This window comes from Mesorhizobium sp. M1E.F.Ca.ET.063.01.1.1 (genome assembly GCF_003998155.1).
Lineage (GTDB): Bacteria > Pseudomonadota > Alphaproteobacteria > Rhizobiales > Rhizobiaceae > Mesorhizobium.
Genome location: NZ_RZSC01000576.1, coordinates 1 through 3,887, shown reverse-complemented (window position 1 = coordinate 3,887; position 3,887 = coordinate 1). Strand labels below are relative to the sequence as shown.

Here is a 3,887-nt window from a genome sequence, read left to right as displayed (position 1 = left end):
TTGTTGGCTTCAGTCGCACCCGAAGTGAACGTGATCTCGCTTGCCGCGGCGCCGATTAAATCGGCTACCAATTCGCGGCCGTCGGCAATCGTGCGTGCGGCAATCTCGCCTGAAACGTTGGGCGAACCGGCGTTGCCGGGTTGCGCCCAAACACCAAGGATCGCCTCGCGAGCTTCAGGCGCAAGGGGTAGAGTGGCAAAACCATCGAGATAGATTGGATGCCCCATTTCAAAATCTTCCCGCACTGGACTCGCATTCGATGCTAAAGAGAATCGAAAGGCGAGGTTTAAGATGTCGAACGATATAGCGAATGAACCACCTGATCAAAAGGTGATTTACGAACAGCGGTGTGAGGATTTCCGTTCGCTCAATGGATTTCTCTGGCAATCGCCTCTCATAGTTATGACGCTTACCGGCGGCTTGTGGTTTGCTGTTGCAAGCTTCGATATCAACGATCGCGCACGATCGATGTTGCTTATATTTGCCGGCATCTCGAATCTTTTGATGATCATCGCGCTCATTCGGCTGCGATATGTAATGCAGCGGGTGCTCGCTGACATTCGCAGCTACGATAGCAAAGGCAAGATTGGGGGAAATTTCATTATCGTTGGGACTTTCTGCGCACTCCTGCTGTTCGCAGCACTCGGCTCCTTCGTGACGAGTTGCGGGCCAGCAGCATATTTCACCAAGAACGCCGCCACCAAGGCAACCCCCTAATGAAGGCGGAAGGATCACTCGATTCTGTCACCTACTACGACCAGTTGGCTGCGGATTTGGCGCCACGATACGACGCCGTCACCTTCGATGTCATCCATCCAAATCTTTCCGAACATCTTCCGACTCAAGGCCGGGTCCTCGACATAGGCTCAGGAAGTGGGCGCGATGCACGAGGGCTTGCAGCTCGGGGGTTACAGGTCACAGCAATCGAGCCGTCCATCGCATTTCGGCGTCTTGGAGAAGCGAATAGTGTCCGCGGAATAACCTGGATCGACGATCGCCTGCCAACGCTTGCTCGGTTGGGCAAGGTGCCGCCGTTTGACTTCATTCTTTGCTCGGCGGTGTTGATGCTGCTCGCCGCCGGCGATCTTAGGGACGGCTTTCGAAGGATGGCGCATCTTCTAGCGGGGCATGGCCGTCTTGCTGTTGACATTCGAGACCCAATGCCCAGTGAGCCGATCGGCGTTTTTCATGCGCACTCTGACGCACAGATCCTGGAGGCTGCAGCCGCCGGCGGGTTAACTTGCATTGATTTTGCTGAAAGAAACGATGGGTTGGGGCGTCCGGCATATCTGTGGCGCAACTATGTCTTCGCTCACGCAATGCCATGATGCGACGGGTTCCGAGCAGAGAGTAAACTCAATCTGTTAGTCCGCAGTTCAAATCCCTTCAACAGCACCAAGGGGATTATACAGCCCGACAATGGCGGTCAGGATGTTTTCGTCCACATTTCCGCTGTCGAACGCGCGGGCCTCTCGACGCTGAATGACGGCCAGAAGATCAACTATGAGATCGAACAGGACCGCCGCACTGGCAAGTCCTCTGCCGGCAGCCTCAGCAAAGCTGGCTGAATTTCCCTGTGTCCCGGCAAGATCGAATGAACGCGAGCTAAGGCGGGGAGGATTGGTCCCCGCAATTTCTTATGCCGCGCGGATCATGCCGGCAGCAGCTGCGCGGTGGAAAACGACCCTTGAGAGATAAAGTCAGGCTGCGACCTTCTTGCGGGTCCGCGTCGCCGGCGCCGGCGTTTCCGACTCTTTTGGTTTGCGGCCGAGACCGATTGTCTTGGCCAGCACCGAGCGCGCCGCAGCGTAGTTCGGCGCGACCATCGGATAATCTGCCGGCAGGCCCCATTTGGTACGATATTCGTCCGGGGTAAGCCCATAGTGGGTTGAAATATGGCGCTTTAGCGATTTGAATTTCTTGCCGTCCTCAAGGCAGATGATGTAGTCCGCCGACACCGACTTCTTGATCGGGACCGCAGGCTTGAGAGCCTCCGGCTCTGCCGCGGCGACGCCTCCGGCAGTGCTTTTCAAAGCCGCGTGCACTTGGCCGATCAGGGCGGGGAGATCGCCCACTGGGACTGGATTATTCGAGATATAGGCTGAGACGACATCAGCGGTAAGCTCGATGAGGCTGTCGAGATTGTGATCGGCTTCTTCTGTCATGAAACTCTCCGGGTGGCTTGAAAGACAGCAGGCGAAGTCCTGCTACATACCGGTGGGCGCCGCCGAAAGCAATAAATGTCTCGGCAGCTTAAGTATCGCCACAAGCTAATTCTAATACGCGACGGGCTCCGTAATCGTCGGCTGCAAGGCGCCTGAACCGACGTCTAGCCGTGTCATCTTGAGTTTTTGTAGTTCCGAAAACAACATGACGAAATCCCGCGCACCATGAAAACACAGCCAGGTGAATGGAACGTGGCATTCGTTCGTCAGTGACAAGTCTATTCCTGGTGCTTGTCTTTCTTGTGAACTGATCGGGTTTCCGCCGGAGCTTGGTCCGAGAAAGAATTCAAACACGACTTGGGGCTGACCGAGCGATGTCGCCTGCAGGGCTGCCGGGGTCCTTGCCGCGGCTTCGGCGTGTTCAGCGAGCGCTGCGGGTGACATGCCGAGCGCACGCACGAAGCTATGATCGGCCGTGTTCATCAGCCGACGAAGGAGCGTCGCGGCGCGTCCGGCATGACGCATCGCCGCCGCCTGCTTGCTCTCGCGGATCTTCACGCCGGCGGCCGATAACAGGATCAATCCTTTGAAGAGCATCCGAAGCGGAGCGCCTCGGTCTGCAACTTGCCACAGGCCTTCCCAAGCCTCATGGGCTTCCCAGTAATAGCCGTGGTTGAAGAGGTCGAGACCCCAGCGGAATGTGTCTGAATCAACCGAGATCTCTGCCGCCAACGGCATGGCTTGGCTGTTGTAGCTGTGTCCCGCGGGATCACGTACCGGATGTGGCTGCCTGCCCGGCAGATACGCATAGGATGGAAAGCTCTTTTCCGGCAGCCAGCGCCGGCGCAACATCGAACCAATAGCCATCAAAGCCGTATAGCACACCCGTGACATCCTGAACGGATGATCACTCCGGAGCGCCCGCCGGCAAAAATGAGGTTTTGGGCAAACGTCCGGGCTCACAAGCGCAAGTGCACCAAGATGATCAGGCCTCGTGGTCTACTGGCATGTCGTTGAGATGTCATCCGTGCTGACTTATATGCCAACGTGCCTCGGGCGTTCTCCTCCCATTGCGTCCGGCGCGTTCCCCTCTGGAGGTTTTGACCTCTTGCTTGGCCGGGTGCTGCAAGCCCGGCCTTTTTCTTGCGCGCCTGAGGCGATGAAGCGGCTGACTGGCCGCTGTGAACATGGCTTGACCCGTCCAACTTGCGAGCTGCAAGGGATCGCTCCTTGGGCGTGCGTTTGGGCACTGCCACGTCGCCGGGGCTTCGATAGGCGACGGTGCGGCCAGCAGAGGAAGAGGGCAGGCAGGGATTTCGTTGGCGGACGAAGGTCGGGGAGAGAGACTCTCGGCGTCCGCCGCAGAGCAAACCCATGACACAGATGGAAGTTCAGGCACCGACGCTCGCGTCGCTCCCAAGGAGCTATCACGATGTCTTCCAGGGTGCATTCCGAAGCCCGTGCCGACATTTGCACGCGCATCACCCCGAGATCAAAGCTGCGGCCGTCGCGGACCTGAGTGGCGCCCGCGCGCCTGAAGGCGCGCGCCGGGTGCTCGTGAACCGAGCCCGCTTTTCTTCGGCAAGCTCAGGCGGTCTCGGCCCTTCGGCTTCGCCCCCTGGCGCGGGGCAGCCTTTCGGCTGCTGACGGTCGCCGGCCTGTGGGCCGGCGTCGTTTTTGTACTGGCCATCCCCCGGTGGCGCGCGGTGGGCGGCTCTCCCT

At 58.6% G+C, this 3,887-nt stretch carries 6 protein-coding genes; 3 read left to right on the top strand and 3 right to left on the bottom strand.

From position 1 onward, the window contains the following. Positions 1–245 (bottom strand): aminotransferase class V-fold PLP-dependent enzyme (locus EOA29_RS28355; protein ID WP_245468561.1); only part of this gene is annotated, 245 nt, incomplete at its 3' end. A 46-nt stretch (positions 246–291) separates the two neighbouring features. Here EOA29_RS28355 and EOA29_RS28350 point away from each other — a divergent pair. From EOA29_RS28350 to EOA29_RS28340, 3 genes are read left to right on the top strand one after another with little or no spacing between them, the layout of a single operon-like run. Further along, positions 292–717, top strand: coding sequence for a hypothetical protein (locus EOA29_RS28350; protein ID WP_127221914.1), 426 nt, complete (start codon positions 292–294; stop codon positions 715–717). Further along, positions 717–1,328 carry a class I SAM-dependent methyltransferase gene (locus tag EOA29_RS28345; RefSeq protein WP_127221913.1) on the top strand — a complete coding sequence of 204 codons (612 nt, stop codon included), beginning with the start codon at positions 717–719 and terminating at the stop codon, positions 1,326–1,328. Before EOA29_RS28350 ends, EOA29_RS28345 begins: the two co-directional genes overlap by 1 nt. Positions 1,329–1,361: 33 nt before the next feature. Next, positions 1,362–1,568 carry a cold-shock protein gene (locus EOA29_RS28340; protein ID WP_127221916.1) on the top strand — a complete coding sequence of 69 codons (207 nt, stop codon included), beginning with the start codon at positions 1,362–1,364 and terminating at the stop codon, positions 1,566–1,568. 132 nt (positions 1,569–1,700) lie between these two features. Here the strand turns inward: EOA29_RS28340 and EOA29_RS28335 are convergent, their stop codons facing one another. Together EOA29_RS28335 and EOA29_RS28330 are read right to left on the bottom strand one after the other, a co-directional pair. Continuing rightward, entirely contained in the window at positions 1,701–2,165 is a 465-nt protein-coding gene (locus tag EOA29_RS28335) for a MucR family transcriptional regulator (RefSeq protein WP_127221912.1), read from the bottom strand. A 111-nt stretch (positions 2,166–2,276) separates the two neighbouring features. After that, on the bottom strand, positions 2,277–3,032 hold the full coding sequence (locus tag EOA29_RS28330; protein WP_245468560.1) for a DUF309 domain-containing protein: 756 nt from the start codon (positions 3,030–3,032) through the stop codon (positions 2,277–2,279). Positions 3,033–3,887: the final 855 nt, after the last annotated feature.

Bases quoted from the DNA above. Each gene is read 5' to 3' on its own strand.
- EOA29_RS28350 (WP_127221914.1), top strand. From the start codon at position 292: ATGTCGAACGATATAGCGAATGAACCACCTGATCAAAAGGTGATTTAC.
- EOA29_RS28345 (WP_127221913.1), top strand. From the start codon at position 717: ATGAAGGCGGAAGGATCACTCGATTCTGTCACCTACTACGACCAGTTG.
- EOA29_RS28335 (WP_127221912.1), bottom strand. From the start codon at position 2,165: ATGACAGAAGAAGCCGATCACAATCTCGACAGCCTCATCGAGCTTACC.
- EOA29_RS28330 (WP_245468560.1), bottom strand. From the start codon at position 3,032: ATGGCTATTGGTTCGATGTTGCGCCGGCGCTGGCTGCCGGAAAAGAGC.